The sequence below is a fragment of the Paenibacillus alkaliterrae genome (genome assembly GCF_021532375.1).
In the GTDB taxonomy this organism is placed as follows: Bacteria; Bacillota; Bacilli; order Paenibacillales; family Paenibacillaceae; genus Pristimantibacillus; species Pristimantibacillus alkaliterrae.
The window spans coordinates 137,582-155,223 of sequence record NZ_JAKGAP010000011.1 but is presented as its reverse complement, the minus strand read 5'-3'; the positions used below and the strand labels follow the sequence as shown (position 1 = coordinate 155,223).

Below are 17,642 nucleotides of genomic sequence, written 5' to 3'. Positions count from 1 at the left end.
CTTTCTTCTTTCGGCTCAACTCTTTCTGCCGTTTGGCAAGGCGTCTTTCAGTTGCTCGAAAGAGCTTCGGGTTTGGGATTTTCTCTCCGCTGGATGGTCACGGATTTAATACCCCCCTCAAAGGGGCGGTGTACGTTTATTTTCACGGCAGTCTTTAGCTTTGGCAGCTTAAGTCCGCCTTCCACAAGCGCAACGGTGCCCTTTTGATTATTCGTGGTATAACGATGATGATTCGATTTTTTACGCTTGAATTGTGGAAAGCCAACGCTCTTATCCCGAAAGAAATTTTTGTAAGCGCGGTTCAAATTTAACTGCGCGTTGGCCAAGGCCAAACTGTCTACTTCTTTGAGAAAGGGATAATCTTTTTTATAATATGCGGGCCCTTTGGGTTTTGGTTTAACGCCGTCCTCCTGAAAAGCTTGATAAGCGAGTTGACGATCATGAAGCATTTTGTTATACACGAAGCGGACACAACCAAAGGTTTTCGCAAAGAAAACCCTTTGTACTTCATTGGGGTAAATGCGATATTTATAGGCTCGCAGCAAGTAAGTTAACCTCCTTTTCCAAGGATAAGTATACCACATTATAAGAACGTATGTTTGTTTTTCAACCAAAAAGATCAACCATTCATCCCCACCTTTCGCTAGCGCTAAGAAGATGGGGACTTCTGGCTTAAGATGTTAAAGTTTTTCCTAGCTTCTGAAATAACGGCATCCATCAATGATTGACCCACTCCAAATCGACGTAATTTCGAGGAGACGTATAGTCGACGAGCTCTACCAACCTTTTCCTTATTTTCTTGAGGTTCTTGATTTAATCCACAAACTCCAACGATAGCGTTATTATGATATGCAATAAAGAGTGCTTCCCCGCGTTTATCAAATTTGCTCGTTCCACTTTCATAATCGTTTACCAACCGTTTTAGATGACGGGAACCTTCATTCACCATCGTTCCCGAGAGAATGATGCGTTGTAATTCCAATACGGCGACGGGATACAGCAGAGACGGGTATAGCCTCTTTTTTTCAGCTTACTTGCTTACGAACCCTCGCCCATCCAGAGCTGGTCTTCCGCCCACTTAAGCCGGCAATGCCGAGCCCAGCTGCAGCTGGTACATCGCGTAATACTTGCCGCGATGCTCCATAAGCTCATCGTGGTTGCCCCGCTCTGCGATCACACCGCGATCCAGCACCAGTATTTGATCCGCAGACCGAATCGTTGACAAACGATGAGCGATAACGAATGTCGTACGGCCCTTCTTCAGCACATCGAGCGCCTCCTGAATGATCGCTTCCGTCTCCGTATCGATGCTTGCCGTCGCCTCGTCCAGAATGAGGATGGCCGGATCATACGCCAGCGCCCGCGCGAATGAGATGAGCTGCCGCTGACCGGCGGACAGCGTGCTGCCCTTCTCAATGACCGGCGCATCGATGCCTCCCGGCAATTGACTGAACATGTCATACGCGCCTACATCGCGGAGCGCCTGCTCCACCTTCGCCCGGCTGATTGCCGGGTTATCGAGGCTGATATTCGAAGCAATCGTGCCCGTAAACAGGAACGGATCCTGCAGCACGATGCCCATATGCTGGCGGAGATGCTGCTTCGGCATGTCGCGCACTTCCGTACCGTCTACGATGATGCGGCCTTCGTTCGTGTCGTAGAACCGGAACAGCAGGTTCAAGATTGAGCTTTTGCCAGAGCCCGTATGCCCGACAAGAGCAACCGTATCCCCTTGGCGCGCGTGGAAGGAAATATGCTTCAGCACGTATTCATCCTTTTTATACGCGAACGAAACGTCGTCGAACCTCACATCCCCCTTATAGCGCTCCATCTTGCCCGGCACAACGTCTATCCCTTCCTCATCCATCAGCTTGAATACCCGTTCCGCGGACACTCTCGCCGTTTCTAAATTTGAAAGCTGATTCACGATGCCGACGATCGGTGCAAACATCCGGTTCATATAATCAACGAATGCGTAGAGCACGCCGACCGATACGGCCGTACCGAGCGAGTCGCCCCAGAACATCCAAATGACAAGCAAGAACAGCACGTTCCGAACGACATTGACGAGATTATGCGACGTAATCGAATTAAGGCTGAGCAGCTTATTCTGATATTTATAGTAATGCTCGTTCAGCTCCTCGAACTCCTTCGTCGTTTCCTTCTGGCGTCGGAACGCCTGAATGATCGTCATCCCCTGAATCGACTCGTTGATCATGCCGTTGATCTCGCTAAGCTTCGAGCGAATGATCCGGTTGTAACGGGCCGCAAAACGCCGATAGACGATAACCCAAACGATGAGAATCGGCACAAGCGGCAGCGCGATGAGCGCCAATCGATAATCCAGCAGGAACAAAGCCCCATAAATGGCTGCCATATAAATAATGCCCGTAAAAAAGTTCGCCAGCACCGCGACATAAAGCTCGCGAATCGCTTCCGTGTCGTTCGTTATCCGGGATACGACCTGCCCTGCCGACAAATTATCGTAATAGTTGACCGGCAGCCTCTGCGTGTGCGCAAAAATGTCCGTTCGCATCTTTCGCACGATCCGATTAGCCGACGTTTGCAGCATCAGACGCTGACCGTAAGTAAATACCGCTACGAGCAGCAGGAAGCCGAAATACATCGCGGCCAGCCTGAGCAATGCCGGGAACTCCGGCTCATAGAACGAGAACAGCTCCCCTTTCGTGAGCTTTGTTACCGGATAGCTGGCGGCTGCTCCCGTTTCCTTGCTCGTGACGGTCATCGTGCCGCCGTCTATCTCGCGCTTCCCGCTCTCATGGGCGAGCGCAGCGTCCAGCCAATAGAACTGGCGCCCAACCTGGAGGACGCGAACCTCCTTGCCCTTCTGTTCCGATGCCGCGAAGTGATCCTCGCGCTTATACCATTTATCTTTATACAATACCGCATAAGACTGCTCAGCCTCGACCTCATGCCATTTCTTCTCTATGCCAAGAATGTTCTGATCAATCATCCGCTTGGCGATTAACGGTCCTGCCAGCTCCGCGCATACGGCAAGCACAAGCAGCGCCAGCGCGAGGAGGATCGTTTTTTTATAAAGCATGGCGTATTGAAACAATCTTTTTCCTGTGTTACCCACTGTCCTTCACGCCTCCCATTACGTTTCAATAGCAGCCTCAAGCTGCTGGCGATCGTACTGCTCACGATACCAGCCTCCGCACTCAAGCAGCTGCTCATGCGTGCCTTCCTGCACGATTCGTCCTTCGTCGAGGACGATGATCCAATCGGCATGCTGTACCGCCGATAGACGATGCGTCGTGATGAGCGTCGTTTTGCCGGCCCGCTCCGTTCGAATGCCTTCGATGATCTCCGCTTCCGTCTTCCCGTCTACCGCCGACAAAGCATCGTCCATCAGCAGGATGTCCGGATCGGCAATGAGCGCCCGCGCGATGCTGACCCGCTGCTTCTGTCCGCCGGACAGCGCAACGCCCCGCTCGCCGACGAGCGTCTCCAGCCCTTCGGGCAGAAACTTGATATCCTTCGCGAACGAAGCGCGTTCAAGCGCACGCTGCAAATCCTCATCGCTGCCATCCTTTAGTCCGAAGAAAATATTTTCGCGAACCGTCTTCGAGAATAGGATAGGCTGCTGCGGCACGTAGCCGATCCAGCCAAGCAGCTCGTCAATTTTCACACTGCTAAGCGGCGTACCGGATATATTTATCTCACCGCGGCCCAGCGGATATTCCCTTAACAGCTGCTTTAGCAGCGTTGTCTTGCCGCTTCCGGTTCGTCCGACAATGCCCAGCGTTTCCCCTTGGCGCAGCTTGAATGACACATTCGCCAAATTATCGACCTGCGAGGAAGGGTACCGGAACGTGACATCGCGGAACTCGAGCGAGGATGGCTCTTTGACAGGAACGGCCGCGCTTGTCTCCGGCACATCCGGCTTATAGCCCAGCGTTTCGCTGACACGGTCAAGCGATGCATTTCCGCGCTGCATAATATTAATAAGCTCTCCGATCGCAAACATCGGCCAGATCAGCATCCCTAGAAATATGTTGAAGGAAACAAGCTCCCCAAGCGTTATTTCATTGTGGAAAACCAAGTAACCGCCGTAGCATAATCCGATCAAATAGCTCGTGCCGACGAGAATTTTCATCGTGGGCTCGAACAGTGCATCGATGCGGGCAACGGCGATATTTTTGCCGAGTACCTCATTCGTCTTCGCGCCGAACCGCGCTTCGCTCGCTTCCTCCTGCACGAAAGCCCGGATAACCCGCACGCCCGATACCGATTCCAGCACCTGATCGTTCAGCTCGCCGAAAGCGTCTTGTGCATCCATAAACCGCTCATGAATTTTCTTGCCGTAATGCTTCATCGCAAGCGCCATGAGCGGCAGCGGCAGCAGGGCGGCAAGCGTAAGCTTCACGCTAATTAGACTAGCCATGACGATAAGAATCGTAATCATAAACAGCGTCGAGTCAATCAGCGTCAATATGCCGAAGCCCGCTGTCTGCGCAACCGCGCCTAAATCATTCGTCGAGCGCGCCATCAGGTCGCCCGTCCGGTTACGCTCATAGAAGGTCGGCGTCATCCGCAGGAAATGCCCCATAAGACGCGACCGAAGCAGCTTCTCCAGTACGAACGCCCCGCCAAACAGCTTATAATGCCAAACATAAGTAATGATATAACCCACAACCGTCAGCGCGATCCAGCCGTATACCACGCGGTTGAATTCCGCTTGCCCCAGCAGATCCTGATGGATGCCGTCAATCGTATAGCCAATCAGCCAAGGCGGAATGACGTCGATAAAACCGGTCAAAATAAGCAGCGAAACAGCAACGGTATAACGCTTCCAGTTCAATTTGAAAAACCAACTCAATTTTTGAAGTACACTAAACATGCTTCTCTACCACACCTTCCGTTTTCCACCCAAGCATCCATTTTTCCCATAAAAAAAGAAGCGCGCCGCCGTAACGACACGCTTCTTCCAGCCTTGAGACACCGCAACCACCACGGTCACGGTACACAAGCATAGAAAAAGGCGCATGATTACGGTAACGTAACCATGCGCCTCTGATATTCGGGAGTACCCTTCATCAAAGAGAAATGACGCGCGGATGGATTACGTTATTCATGTTCGAACGGTTAATCATGACTACAGACGAGTTAAAATGATAATGGTTGCGCATGTAACGTAATCCTCCTCTCATTAAAATCTAATTGTCACTTTACCATCCGAAGAAAATACTGTCAATACCCCGGAAGGCAGTGAAAAACTCGAATCGTATCTTATGGCTCAAACCAGTGCTTGACCAAAGTCGTGTATACGAGCCGATGAACGGACTATAGATCCGTTATTTCTTACAGCAAATAGAGGATCGTATGTCCGTTAGCAAGTCAAGAATGGGGTGTTTTATGGAAAGAACGTACCTGTTGTCCGCCACGGCATCCAACCTAACGGTCAAGCACTTATTCCGTCGTAATCATGGCTTTATTGCCATGATCCTTAGCCGTTTATAATCGATATACCACGCTCCGTCTTTGAATAACTCGTTGCGGGCTTCCGTTGCGATTTTTTCAATCACTTGCTTCTTTTCTTCTGCTGAGAAACCTATGAAGAAATCGTCGACCGATCCTGTAAGCCAGAGATTCAAACCATTTTCACCGTCTTTCATCTCAGTCGGCCGGTCGAAATGAACCGCATATGCAACCCGAAAGCCTTGCTGCTCCAGCAGTATGCTATATTCAGCAATGCTCGGAAAATACCAAGGATTCCGTGCTGACGCATCGATCCCATAATCTCTTTCGAGCACCTTGTTAGTTGCCTTAATTACATTCTCAACATTCCCTTGGCCACCGAACTCAGCAACAAACCTGCCGCCTTTATTTAATACATTACAAACGCACTTTATGACCTCTGCCGGATTTTTCATCCAGTGCAAAGTAGCGTTCGAGAACACTGCATCCACTTGTTCAGCAAATTCAAAGTTTTCCGCATTGCCTACGTAAAAATTAATTTCTGGATATTTTTCCTTTGCAACCTCGATCATTTGCGTTGATAAATCCATACCCGTGACGATTGCCCCTGAGCGTGAGATCTGGTATGCCAAATCTCCAGTGCCGCAACCCAAATCCAAAATTTTCTCTCCATTCTCAGGATTCAATAACTCAACTACACCTTTACCGAATTCAGACACATAGTCTAGTTTGTTGTCATACAGATCGGATTGCCAAACATGAATGGAGTTCATCATATCATCCCCCAATAATTAGTAATTTTATTGTGTCACAGAGTTCCTTATTAGTTAAATATATAAAATCTATCAAATTTATAGTTTCTACCTATAAGAAAACCGTACGAGGGCAGCTTTCTTTTGGGGGTTACGATCAGCAGATAATTTGGAACGCATTAACCTTATCTTTTGAGCTATTCCGTCGATTATCTTCTGAAGTGGCAAACACATACCATTTTACTTTTCCAGCCAACTTATTTTCCAATATCCAAACTTGGGTTGAGGAACACCAATTGGGCATAAAATCGAACTAACGGACACGATGCTTCAACAACAATGAGCAGATTGCTTTAGCGCGTTGTTTATGTTCCAGGTAATTACCGTACGAGAACGACGCACATCTTTACAAAAACCATTATTTCGTGAAGTAGTCCCGGCTATCCAAATTTGATAGGCGGAGAAATTCAAAGCTATCCTAAGAAATAAATTTCTCGTTTTACAAAAAGGGCTATTGAGTAGCGTATTCATTCGCTGTAAAATGTATATACTATAGCATATACAATTTGTAGGGCATTGATGTTTAATGACGATGATGATCTTTTCATTTGGGACGATCACAATATCGAGCATATTGCGCGGCATGACGTTCTCCATGATGAAGCCGAGGAAGCGTTTTGGGATGAGGACCGGCTTCCGTTTCATGCCCATAGCGACCACCGGGGCCTTATTGGAGCAACGGATGAAGGCCGGCGTTTAGTTGTCATTTTTGTAAAGAAGGAAGGCAATCGCATTCGGGTCATTACCGCCCGAAATGCCGAAGCCGATGAGAAAAGGCTCTACAACAAAAGGAGGTCATCACGATGAAACGAATTACATCCAGAGAAGAGATTCCGACGAATATGACCGACGAAGAGGCTGCCGACTTTTGGGCTACACACACAATGAGCAGCGAGCTGCTCGAAGCCTCTACGATCGAGGACGATTTACCTCGCCGGAACGGCCGCACGAAAACGATCTCCATCCGCCTGGAACACGATTTACTCGAACGCATCCAGGAAGTCGCGGCGCAAAAGCATATGGGTTATCAGACGCTCATGAAGCAGTTTTTAATCGAACGCGTATATGAGGAAGAGAAAGCGATTCGTTAAAGAAAAACGCCTTTCGGGATGTTCAGCATCGCTCAGCCATTAAAATGTCAGTGCTATCCCTTTCACCGTAGAAAATCTCATAGGAACAAGCAAAAAGTCGCGGGTTCTTGTCCGGCGACTTTTTGTATTTCTTGCAAGTTAACCTAATATAAAATAAGGTATAAAAAATTAACGTTTAGATATAACAGTGGCATCTGCTTACTCATCGTCCGTCACCGCCGCAACGCGGAACGAATCCGTGTCGATATATCCTCCCGCGTTCACCGTGCCGCCCGGACGAAGTGCGAACAGCCCGACCTTCGCGCCGACCCAGCGGCTTTCCCGGGCTGAGAACGGCATGACCGGTATCTTCAGGAACGTCGAGCCTTCCGTTCTGCAACTGAAGGTGCAAATCGCGCCTTCTTTGACGGTTACGCGCAAGACGGCCTCGCTCGAAGAAAGCGGCGCTTCCCAGACCGTCCGCTCTGTCTCCTCGTTACCCTCCGCGTACAGCAGCGACCACGCACCGCCCGTCTGCTTTTGAATTTCAATTAAGGCATAGCTGTACCCGAACACGATCAAACCCGCCCGATCCCCTGGGGCTAACCCGCTTGCATCGATGGTTGCGGCTGCTTCAAACGCCTCAGCCGGAAATTTTTGCAGCAGCAGCTGCGGCGCCTGATAGAGCGACTTCGCGGAAGGCGGCATCGGATGTGCATATAAACGCAGTCGACCCGGAGCATCCGACAGCGAACTCCACGCCGGCTCCGGATTCGCTTGCCATTGCCACTGCAGGCCAAACGCGGGCGCATCGAAGCTATCGGAAGTAAACGGCGCTACCGCGGGGTACTCCCTTCCGACATTAGGCTTCGGATAACGAAGAACCGGCTCGCCGATGCCATCCCCGTTCGTGTCGACGCCCATCAATGGCCAATCGTCCACCCAACGGACCGGCTGCAGATGCACAATTCGGCCATACGCACCCTTGTCCTGAAAATGCAAAAACCACGATTCCCCGCTCGCCAGCTCCACCCATCCGCCTTGATGCGGACCATTAATCGACAAATCGCCTTGATGAAGCACAATCTTCTCCTCGAATGGCCCGAATATCGATCTCGACCGGAGGATGAGCTGCCAACCGGTAGCGACGCCCCCGGCCGGCGCAAAGATATAATAATAACCGTTGCGCTTGTAAAGCTTCGGCCCTTCTGTCGTCGGGTGATTCCCGGAGCCGTCGAACACGAGGTCCCCCTCGTCAAGCAGCTTCGCGCCGTCCGGCGACATTCGCCGCATCCGCAGCACATGCTTGATCCCTGCTCGGCTGTTCGCGTACGCATGCACCAAATAAGCCTGGCCGTCGTCGTCCCAGAACGGGCACGGGTCGATAAATCCCTTGCCCTCCTGGACGAGATGCAGCGGCGACCACTCACCGGCCGGATCATCCGCCGTCGTCATGAAGATACCGACGTCCGGATCCCCGTAAAAAATCCAATACTTGCCTGCATGATAGCGAATCGCCGGTGCCCACACCCCGTTCCCATGCTGCGGCAGCTCATATCCCGGCAAATCCATCCGTGGAATCGCATGGTTGATCAGCTTCCAATTGACCAGATCCTTGGAATGTAGAATCGGCAGTCCGGGAATATGGCTGAAGCTTGAAGCTGTCATATAGAAATCTTCTCCAACCCGAATCACGTCCGGATCGGAATAATCGGCATGCAGTACCGGGTTAGCAAACGTCCCGTCACCCTGATCGGAAATCCACGGCATCATGCTCCTCCCCTTTCCGCTATTACGGTTTCCTTCATCGCGATAACGTCCGTATTCGCATGCTTTTTCCGCATCGTAACGTTGTCCAGTGTTACGCCATCCACCCGCTCCAAGCGAATGGCCGGACCTTGCCGCGTTTCCACTCTCACGTTATGGAGCTCCAAGTTTCGTACGTGCTTAAAGTACATCCCTTCGCCGGCCATCACGAGTTCTTCCTTCACCATATCCGGCTCGCCGCCCTGCTCTGCGGGGTCCTGTGTCATCTCGATCGTAATATTACGGAGCACGATGTCTTCAATCGGCATCTCCGGCAAGCCGTAGATGAAGGCGGCCGCCGCAAGCGCGTTGCGCGCAGTAATATCGCTAATCGTTATCCCTCTTATAACCGGCGTACACTCCGTGACCGGAACAGCTTCCGGCGTCATCATCAGCGGATCGGTCGTGCTGACGCCGTAACGGTAGTACGAATTGACTGCAATCGGGCATAGAACGTCTTTCATCAAAATATGGCTGATCATAATGTCTTCCACAATTCCGCCGCGCGCCCGGTTCGTCTTCACCCGAATGCCCCGGTCCGTGCCGAGAAAGAGGCAATTGGAGACGACGACACGGCGGATGTCGCCTGACATCTCGCTTCCGAGCACGATGCCCCCATGACCGCGCCGCATAATACAGTTCGTAACCGCCACGTTCTCGGTCGGGCGGGCAACGCGGCGTCCATCTTGATTAATACCGGACTTCAGGCATAAGCAATCGTCTCCCACGTCAAACTGGCAGTCCGAGATCGTTACGTTCGTGCACGAATCCACGTCGAAGCCGTCTCCATTCGGTGTGTCGGACGGATTCCGGAACGTAACGCCGCGCACCTTAACCTCGTCGCAATAGACGAGGTGTGTATTCCAAAATGGGGAATTTTGGAGTGTCACGCCTTCAAGAGTCACCCCCACGCAATCGATCAGCTGCAGGAGCGGCGGACGCAGAAACTGCGTTTCCCATTCCGTGAATGTGCTGTCCATCGTCGCATAGAGATGCGCGTTCCGTTCCATGAGTTCCTCACGATAAGGAGAAATCCCCTCCTTCTCGCCCTGCTTCAGCCGTCGATAGGCTGCCCACCAAGCCTGGCCTTGTCCATCAATCACACCTTCTCCTTTGATTGCGACCCGCTCCAGCTGGTAACCGTAGATGAGCGGATGGTAACCGTAGCACTCATAGCCGGACCACCGTGTAAAGGTTGGCTCGTAATCCTCGAATCGGCAAGAGAACCGAAGCGTCGCCCCGGTTTCCACTTGCAAAGTAATGCCGCTCGCCATCCGAATCGGGCCTGTCACATAGGTTCCTGCAGGCACGCGCACGATTCCGCCGCCTGCCTGCACGCACGCTTCAATAGTTAGACGAATGGCAGCCGTATTGTCCGTGATGCCGTCGCCGACCGCCCCGAAGGAGGTAATGTCAAGTCCGCTCATAAGGCGACTTCCTCTTCCTCTTCCTCTTCCTCTTCCTCTTCCGCTTCCGCAACCGCCACGCAAGCCAGAATGAAGGCCCCCACGCCATGCAGGTCATTCTCGCTCACCGGACGTGTAACATAGTTTTGGTAATCGCCAGCCGACGTCCCGATGCATATATCCGGCACAATCAGGCGCCCTTCCGTATCCGTACGCAGCCGATCAATCAAGCCGCGGTATCCTTTGCGCGCTGCTTCCAAACCATCGGCGCCAATTGCCCCGTGCTTCGCCGCTCCGACGATGGCGTAGACGAACAAGGAAGTGCAAGACGTCTCGAGCCAATTGTCCGGCTGGTCGCCTTTATCCACCACTTGATACCAGAGCCCGGTCTCCGCATCCTGGAATCGAATTAAGCCTTCGACGAATCGCCCTAACGCTGCCAGCAACTCGCCGCGTGTCGGGTGATCCTCCGCCAGAATATCGAGAAATTGCGACAACGCGAGGCCGTACCAACCCAATGACCGTCCCCAGAACTCCGGCGAATTGCCTGTCTCCGGATTAGACCAAGGGAATTTCCGGCTCTCATCCCAGGCATGGTATAAGAGGCCTGTCGCTTCATCGGACATGTGCTTGCGCATCAGCTTCTCCCACTCAATGACCATCGGCACAAGGGAGCCATCGTCGTATGCATTCGCATATCGGAGCGCGAATACGCCTCCCATGTATAAGCCGTCCAGCCACATTTGATACGGATATTTATCCTTATGCCAGAACGCGCCCTCGGACGTCTTATTCAGGGTGTTGAACAGATGACGCAGCTTCCCAGCGGCCGAGCGGTACCGGCGATCCCCGAAGGTCTCGTCCAGGGTGAGCAGGAGCAATCCCGGCATGATCGCATCCAGCTCGTCTCGGGCGAAGAAGAAATTGCCGTCCTCATCTACAAGCTTATCAACATACCGCTTCGGGTACTCGAGATACTTCTCGTCGCCCGTATGCTTCCACACCTGCAGCATCCCTTCTAGAAAGATACCTTGGTGATAATGCCAACGCCCTTCCGGAGGCAGCTCCTCGGGCAAATATAAGGAAATAAGAGAATCGCATGCGGCTTGCGCATAGAACAGCGGCGATTTCTTTGCAATTTCATTTGGACTCATGTCGGGTCAGCTTCCTTTCAGGAATAAATTGATATTTGGGAAAATGAGGCGACGCCAGCCAGCCGATAAGCAGCTGCAAGGCAGCGACGATCGTCAATACCCAAGTAAAAGCCGCGGTCTCCGCTAGACTTGTCGTAATCATTAGCGCTATTACGCCGGCGGCCCGGCCCGCGTTCGTGAACACCTCGCGAAGCACGACGGCTTCGACGCGGAAGCGGGCCCCCAGCGGCAGCTCGCTGCTGAGCTTATAGTAGAAAGAGGTGTACGCGTTGTTTTGCAGCGGCTTCACGAAAGAAAAAAGCAGCATGAACATAATAACCGTCCAAAGCGTGATGCCGAAGTATAGGGGAACTGAGCCGATCAGAAATCCAGCCGCCGCCACTCTCAAATAATCGGCATTACGCTCCGTGCGTCCCCACCTGGCCAATGCGAAGCCGGAAAGTATCGTTACGCTTAGAAATAAAACATTCTTATAGGTAACGAACGATTCCTTCGGTACCGCTTCATACAGCAAAATCGCAGGAATATAGCTAAGCACTCCTTGCGGCAAGCCGAAGAAGAACCAACCCCATAGCGATCTGCCGAATGATCAGATTCCAGCCTAAATATTTATGGCGGTTATCGTCGTTCGTCACATCCGTAATCATCGTAAAGTGTCCCAACCAATAGAACGAGGTCGATACGCCCTTCAACACCGCGAAGCCGATGTAATAATCGACCATTCGATCCCCGCTAATGACGATCAGCAAATAAAATACCGCCGTTAGAAAGATCCCTGTCCGGTAAGCGAACAGACGGTCCTTTAACTTTGCGATCTTGCCGATATACATCGTAGCGATCGGCGCGGTAATCAGCGCTATAAAATTAAAGGCGCCGTTAATCCACAGATCGTTCGTTAACCGCCACAAGTATAAGTTCACAAGGATGAGAGACAAGGCGTTGCCGAACTGATAGATGCCGTGGTTAAACAGTGTAATATTCGCCTCGTCCGACAGGCGGGCCGTTCGTTTGCCGGTGATGATCATTGTGCCGCGCCCGCTTCTCCCCCAAACCAGCTTTCAGGCACCGGAAGATGCTCCAATGGAAGCTCCGCCAGCTCCCGCAGCGTGTACCGGATCAAGACCACTTGAGTTCCCGCATTCATATCGCCCTCAACAAGACCTAGTCCGAGCGGCACGGCGATCGGCATATCGGGATATTCCTCGCCCGGTTTCACCTGCGCGACATTCGGAGCCGGCGGGGAATGCTGCAGCTCCCGTGAGAAGCCGCCGTCCTCCCGCTTCAGCTTTGCCATATTCGCCAATGTAATATCCGCAATCTCCGTCATTTCGCCGGGCGGGATGGAAAGCTTCATAGCGGATAGCAAGCTGATCGGATTTCGAATATAGCACATATCAAATGCTGTTTCCGTTCGCAGCACGCGCAGGATAGAGTTGTATATTTGTTCCTTCCGCGGAATCGGCACGCCGAATCGGTTGTAGAAGAGCAGCGTCTTGAAAGTACCCGAAAGCTGCACGTATGGGGTACCTTCTCCCCAGAATCCCGTCTTCGGGTTCTGATTACGATTTAAATAATCGAATACCTCACGCTGGTATGGTTCTCTTTCATCGGCAGGCAGCGCTGCCAGATGCGTGCCGCAATGCGACAGTTTGTCGCAGCCGCGCCAGCTGTTCACTAAGCTGATCGAACGGAGCCAAGAACCAAAGGTTTGCAGGGACTCCATATAAGCGGGCGTCGCCTTACTCTGATGCGGCAGCGGATACAATGGTTTCACGCCGAACTTCCTCAGCGCGCCAAAGCTGTAACCCGCTGCGCGGCCGACCATGACGTCGTCTAATCTCATATTAGGATTGGTATCATAGAATAATCCGGTTGACTCATCCTGCTTAGATTGGAAAAATCGAATTGCGTCCTCCTTCACAGGATCGCTTAGACGGCCCAGCAGACCGCAGCGTTCAATGATGTTAAAAGCTTGTGCCGTTGATTCGATATCCGGTGTAAACCGCCCGGACTGCTTCGAGCTCCTTGCGTAGAAAAATCCGCCCGACCTCCCGTCATACTGCTCCTCCAGCCATGGAAAGAAGCCGCCGAATAAGGTATCGCCATAAGCAAACAGGTCTGCCAATCGCCGATTCATGTTTGGTTCCCTCCCAAATTACCCTTTAATAGATCCGAGCAGGGCGCCCTTCGCAAAGTGCTTCTGAAGGAACGGATACACGAGCAGGATTGGCAAGGTAGCAACCACGATAACAGCCATCTTCACCGTCTGCTCCGGCGGACGCACGAAGTCATCCATACCCGAGGTATCTGCAGTCAATCCGCTTGCCAGAATGACGATTTGCCGGAGGATAACCTGCACCGGCCACTTCGCTGCATCATTCAAGTACAGAATCGCTGTCATATACGTATTCCAGTACGTTACCGCATAAAACAATGAAATGGTTGCAATCGCCGGCATCGAAAGCGGAATCACGATACGGAGCAGAATCCCCCAGTCGCTGCACCCGTCGATCTTCGCCGACTCCTCCAAGCCGTCAGGAAGATTCTGAAAGAAATTGCGCATGATAATGAGGTTGAAAGCGTTGATCGCCGTCGGCACGATAAGCGCCGCTAGAGAATCGATCAGCCCTAACTCCTTCACGACTAAAAAGGTTGGAATCATACCGCCGCTGAACAACATTGTGAACACGACTATAAACATGATGCCGCTGCGTCCGTCCAAATCTCTGCGCGACAAGCCGTATGCCATTAACGCGGTCAATACCATACTGAACAACGTACCAAAGAATGTAACGCCTACCGATACGCCCATCGATTTTATAATCGTGTTGGTTGAAAAGATGTACTCATAAGCGTCGAGCGACCAGACCGTCGGAATGATGACGAACTGCTTCTGCGCCAGCTCCCCCACCGTCGTGAAAGAGCCGGCAATGACGTGAATGAAAGGAAGGAAAGTAACTAATGCGATAATGATAAGCAATGTGTAATTGACTATATCGAATATACGGCTTCCGAGCGATTTATCCTGCACCATGGTGACTCCACCTCTTTTACATAATTAATAGATACCGTCCTCGCCGGCTTTCTTCGATAACCAGTTCGCGCCCATGACCAAGAAGAGGCCGACGACAGACTTAAAGAATCCAACCGCAGTACTATAGCTGAACTGCCCTTGACGCAAACCTGCTGTATAAACATACGTATCGAAAATCTCCGCGACCTCGCGATTCATCGAGTTCAAGAGGAGATAGATGTGTTCGAAGCCAAGTTCCAGCACGTCCCCGATTTTCAAAATCAACAGCACCACAATGACGCTGCGGATCGAAGGCAAGGTGATGTGCCACATTTGACGGAACCGGTTTGCGCCGTCCATTCGGGCCGCTTCGTACAGCCCAGGATCAATTGCCGCCATTGCCGCCAAGTAGATAATTGTGCCCCAACCCGCTTCTCTCCAAATAATCTGAAGCACATACATCGGACGGAACCACTCATTACTCATTAAGAAGTTGATTTTTTCCAAGCCCATCAAGACCAGCAGCTCGTTAATAATCCCGCGGTCCATGGAAAGCATAACGAATGAAATCGACACAATGATAACCCAAGACATGAAATGCGGAATATAAATGACCGTCTGGACAATCCGCTTAAACGCTTCCCGTCGAACCTCGTTCAACATTAAGGCGAGAATGATCGGAATCGGGAAATAAAACACCATATTCATAAAAAATAACAGCAGCGTATTGCGTAAAATCGTAAAAAACATCGGTTCGGAAAACAATCGTTCGAAATGCTCGAAGCCGACCCACGGGCTGTTCAAAATACCCAAATAGGGCTGATAATCCTGTAACGCAATGACTAATCCACCCATGGGAATATACTTAAAGATAACGAAGAAGAGGAACCCGGGGAGAATCATTTGATACAACGCCCGATTTTTGATAAGTCTCCTCTTTAGTTCTGAACTTTGTTTCGGTTTGGTGACCATCGCGCTTCCAACGGCTGTATCACGCATCATCTCTTCTCCCTTTCTCTATGGAAAAATGAGGAGGCTGTCTTATGATTCCACAGCCTCCGGCATCTCAAAACAACATTATTGCGCTGCAGTGTGAGAAGCATTATATTCGTCGATAATCTTCTGTCCGCCTTGCTCCAGCCATTGATCTACCGCTGCCTGGTATCCAGCTGCGTCAATGTCGCCCAGCATAAATTTATAAGATGCATCTTTAATAATTTCTTGCAGGCGCGCGCCGTCTTGATTGTAAGTGAGGGAATCAAGCGCTGCCGCAGGGTCGTGGATCAAATAGTTGTTGTTGTCGACGATCAGCTCTTCCGCTTTCGCCTTGGATGGCAAAATGTGTTTCGCTTCTAAGAATCCGTCGATCGTAACGGGACCTCCGATTTGAAGCGACATGTACGGCTTCACTTCACGATCTGTCATCGCTGTGTCAGTGGAAGGAATGACTTTGCCTTCTTCCATCGTGTAGTGCTTGCCTTCAACACCCCAATAAATCATGTTCGTAAGCTCTGGGCTCATCAATTGATCATAAAATGAAAGAATGTTTTTCAGCTCTTCTTCCGATTTCACGGACGATTTCGGGAACAATACAACAGAGCCGAAGCCTGGAATCGCCCAGATGCCATACTCGCTGTTCGGACCGCTCACCTTGTGATGGACATCAAGCACCGCATCCGGATTTACTTCTAAAATCTTCGTATCCAAGCCAGCCACGTCGCCCATGGAACCGACATACACGCCGGCTTTGCCTGTGAGCAGCAAGCTTTGCTGGTCGGTCTTGCTCGTTACCGGGAAATCTTGGTTCATGTAACCTGCGCTATGGATACGCTTAAAAAATTCCAACGTCTCCATATATTGAGGAAACATAAATTCCGGCATCAGTTTGCCGTCCTGCATCCCCCAATTGTTCGGTGTGCCGAACCAGGAAGCTACCGTCTTGAATGCGCCGTAAACAAAATCGCTGCGATCCGTCATACCAAACGTGTCGTTCTTGCCATTGCCGTCCGGATCGTCCGTCGTAAATTTCTCAAGCATTGTAAAAAACTCTTCTGTCGTCGTCGGCGCGGAAAGCCCGAGTTTGTCAGCCCAATCCTTCCGGTAGATAAAGCCCTGACGGGACAGCGGACGCTCAGCATAAAGGGCGTATATTTTGCCGTCTACGGATGTATTCGCCAGTACTTCCTTTTGCAAATTTTTCAAATTCGGATATTGATCGAGCAACGGCCCGATTTCCCAAAACTGGTCGTTTCGAATCGCATCCCGCATCATAACGAGCGAGGTTTGATTTTTAATATACGTCGCTTGCGGAAGCGTGCCCGTTGCGAACGATGCGTTCATCTTCTCGTCATAGCTTCCGTCCGGTACCCATTGAATTTCAAGCTCCGTATTTGTCGCTTCTTCAATTAACTTCTCAATCGCCTGGTCTGGCACCTCCGGTGTATGAAGATTAGCCATGATGGAAATCTTGACTGGCTCTTTCTTTGTTTCTGCCGGTGTCTCGGTTGCCGTCTGGGTGTTCGTGTTCGATCCCGCTGCATTGTTAGTCGACCCGCCTGAATTGCCTGTGCATGCGGTCAATACTGCAAACGCTGTCAATACCGCCAATAGGGTGCCGGCTTTTTTCTTTGCCATGATTATGACCTCCGTTTTATTATTGTTGAGATTTCGTTGCCCCCTCACTATAAGACGGTTATGGTCGTTACGCATATAATCCGAGGATTTGCGGGGTAATGAAAAACGCTGTTCCGGCGCGCTATTTCCACTGTTACATCCCCGACCTGATCTAATGATTATCCCCGTAGCGGGTGCTGCTCCTGAAACCAAGCGTAAACGGCTGTCGCCGTCCTCTGGCGGTAAAAGCTCGTTTCGCGGTGAAATATAGGCTGAGTATAAGATTCAAACTTATACATTCCTATATTTGAAAAAAACCGACGGAG

General features: G+C 51.1%; 17 protein-coding genes. 3 read left to right on the top strand and 14 right to left on the bottom strand.

Annotated features, from left to right (window positions below; translation table 11 throughout):
- Positions 1-47: 47 nt before the first annotated feature.
- The 5 genes from L1N85_RS07100 to L1N85_RS07085 all read right to left on the bottom strand — a co-directional run bounded on the left by L1N85_RS07100 (position 48) and on the right by L1N85_RS07085 (position 6,218).
- On the bottom strand, positions 48-545 hold the full coding sequence (locus tag L1N85_RS07100) for a helix-turn-helix domain-containing protein (RefSeq protein ID WP_235236518.1): 498 nt from the start codon (positions 543-545) through the stop codon (positions 48-50).
- Positions 546-649: 104 nt separating this feature from the next.
- Entirely contained in the window at positions 650-949 is a 300-nt protein-coding gene (locus tag L1N85_RS27850) for a GNAT family N-acetyltransferase (RefSeq protein ID WP_407946335.1), read from the bottom strand.
- 129 nt (positions 950-1,078) lie between these two features.
- Positions 1,079-3,100, bottom strand: a complete 2,022-nt coding sequence (locus tag L1N85_RS07095; protein WP_328285166.1) for an ABC transporter ATP-binding protein — start codon at positions 3,098-3,100, stop codon at positions 1,079-1,081.
- Between the two features lie 18 nt (positions 3,101-3,118).
- Entirely contained in the window at positions 3,119-4,864 is a 1,746-nt protein-coding gene (locus L1N85_RS07090; protein ID WP_235236516.1) for an ABC transporter ATP-binding protein, read from the bottom strand.
- A 583-nt stretch (positions 4,865-5,447) separates the two neighbouring features.
- The gene (locus tag L1N85_RS07085; RefSeq protein WP_328285165.1) at positions 5,448-6,218 is read right to left on the bottom strand and encodes a class I SAM-dependent methyltransferase; all 771 of its coding nucleotides are present in this window, start codon (positions 6,216-6,218) and stop codon (positions 5,448-5,450) included.
- A 29-nt stretch (positions 6,219-6,247) separates the two neighbouring features.
- Between L1N85_RS07085 and L1N85_RS27845 the strand changes: the two genes are divergently transcribed.
- The 3 genes from L1N85_RS27845 (at position 6,248) to L1N85_RS07075 (ending at position 7,345) form a co-directional block, all read left to right on the top strand.
- Positions 6,248-6,511, top strand: coding sequence for an aminoglycoside 6-adenylyltransferase (locus L1N85_RS27845; RefSeq protein WP_407946334.1), 264 nt, complete (start codon positions 6,248-6,250; stop codon positions 6,509-6,511).
- Between the two features lie 262 nt (positions 6,512-6,773).
- Entirely contained in the window at positions 6,774-7,061 is a 288-nt protein-coding gene (locus L1N85_RS07080; protein WP_235236514.1) for a BrnT family toxin, read from the top strand.
- Complete coding sequence (locus L1N85_RS07075) at positions 7,058-7,345, top strand: CopG family antitoxin (protein WP_235236513.1); 288 nt, start codon at positions 7,058-7,060, stop codon at positions 7,343-7,345. The genes L1N85_RS07080 and L1N85_RS07075 overlap by 4 nt, the downstream gene beginning before the upstream one ends.
- Positions 7,346-7,543: 198 nt before the next feature.
- Here L1N85_RS07075 and L1N85_RS07070 read toward each other — a convergent pair whose 3' ends face one another.
- From L1N85_RS07070 to L1N85_RS07030, 9 genes are all read right to left on the bottom strand, one after another.
- Positions 7,544-9,097, bottom strand: a complete 1,554-nt coding sequence (locus tag L1N85_RS07070; RefSeq protein ID WP_235236512.1) for a glycoside hydrolase family 43 protein — start codon at positions 9,095-9,097, stop codon at positions 7,544-7,546.
- Positions 9,094-10,557, bottom strand: a complete 1,464-nt coding sequence (locus L1N85_RS07065) for a glycoside hydrolase family 28 protein (protein WP_235236511.1) — start codon at positions 10,555-10,557, stop codon at positions 9,094-9,096. The genes L1N85_RS07070 and L1N85_RS07065 overlap by 4 nt, the downstream gene beginning before the upstream one ends.
- Entirely contained in the window at positions 10,554-11,690 is a 1,137-nt protein-coding gene (locus tag L1N85_RS07060) for a glycoside hydrolase family 88/105 protein (RefSeq protein WP_235236510.1), read from the bottom strand. The genes L1N85_RS07065 and L1N85_RS07060 overlap by 4 nt, the downstream gene beginning before the upstream one ends.
- A complete protein-coding gene (locus L1N85_RS07055) occupies positions 11,677-12,240 on the bottom strand; it encodes a hypothetical protein (protein ID WP_235236505.1) in 564 nt (187 codons plus the stop codon). The genes L1N85_RS07060 and L1N85_RS07055 overlap by 14 nt, the downstream gene beginning before the upstream one ends.
- The gene (locus tag L1N85_RS07050) at positions 12,221-12,715 is read right to left on the bottom strand and encodes a hypothetical protein (protein ID WP_235236503.1); all 495 of its coding nucleotides are present in this window, start codon (positions 12,713-12,715) and stop codon (positions 12,221-12,223) included. Before L1N85_RS07050 ends, L1N85_RS07055 begins: the two co-directional genes overlap by 20 nt.
- The gene (locus tag L1N85_RS07045) at positions 12,712-13,827 is read right to left on the bottom strand and encodes a prenyltransferase/squalene oxidase repeat-containing protein (RefSeq protein WP_235236501.1); all 1,116 of its coding nucleotides are present in this window, start codon (positions 13,825-13,827) and stop codon (positions 12,712-12,714) included. Before L1N85_RS07045 ends, L1N85_RS07050 begins: the two co-directional genes overlap by 4 nt.
- Positions 13,828-13,845: 18 nt before the next feature.
- Positions 13,846-14,724, bottom strand: a complete 879-nt coding sequence (locus L1N85_RS07040) for a carbohydrate ABC transporter permease (protein ID WP_235236499.1) — start codon at positions 14,722-14,724, stop codon at positions 13,846-13,848.
- Between the two features lie 24 nt (positions 14,725-14,748).
- Positions 14,749-15,702: an ABC transporter permease gene (locus tag L1N85_RS07035; RefSeq protein WP_235236541.1), complete on the bottom strand. Its 954-nt coding sequence runs from the start codon at positions 15,700-15,702 to the stop codon at positions 14,749-14,751.
- A 78-nt stretch (positions 15,703-15,780) separates the two neighbouring features.
- Positions 15,781-17,337, bottom strand: a complete 1,557-nt coding sequence (locus tag L1N85_RS07030) for an extracellular solute-binding protein (RefSeq protein WP_235236497.1) — start codon at positions 17,335-17,337, stop codon at positions 15,781-15,783.
- Positions 17,338-17,642 lie beyond the last annotated feature (305 nt).